Raw genomic sequence first — 618 nt, forward strand, 5'->3', positions numbered from 1 at the left:
AACCAGATCCAGTTCCGGGTCTTCCTCCGCCAGCTCCTCCATCAACCTCTTCAAACCCGCATAGGGAGCGATCCCGATCGCCTTGATCCTCATGGCCATCCCTCGCTGTTGCAAAATCAAACACCTATATACTTACCACAACTTCCGAATCCGGACAAGGGGAATGCCAGGACTTCAGCTCAATAACCGCTTTACTCTGCGGACATGGGACGGCGTCCCGGTGATGATCAGACGATCGCCCACCTGCACCTCCGTATCTCCCTGCGGGAAAATCACTTCTCCGTTGCGATACACCCGGATGACCAAGGTATCTCCCGGGAAGGGAAGATCCCGGATCCGCCGGCTGTGAAAGCGGTGGTTGTACAAGGGAACCTCCCGCAAATAGGCCTCCTTTTCGGAAGCGAGCCGAACCAACGACGGATACTCGATCAGGGAGCGAAGGAGCGTCTTATTGGCAAAAAAGGTGGAAATGAGCTGAATGCGGGTTCCCTCGGGAAGGTTTACTTCCCTCTTGTTTTCCACCCGGGCGATGATCCGTTCCACCCCCCGTTGATCCGCCTCCTTGGCCAGCTGAAAGTTTTTCCGGTCGTCCGCCGTAAACAGGACAACGATGTCGCT

At 55.8% G+C, this 618-nt stretch carries 1 protein-coding gene; it reads right to left on the minus strand.

Going from position 1 to position 618, the window contains the following annotated elements:
- Positions 1-174: 174 nt before the first annotated feature.
- On the minus strand, positions 175-618 hold a 444-nt coding region (locus RZO55_RS17920), incomplete at its 5' end, for a TrkA C-terminal domain-containing protein (protein ID WP_318065630.1).

The sequence above is a fragment of the Clostridium boliviensis genome, assembly GCF_033342255.1.
Taxonomy (GTDB): Bacteria; Bacillota; Clostridia; order Lachnospirales; family Lachnospiraceae; genus Lacrimispora; species Lacrimispora boliviensis.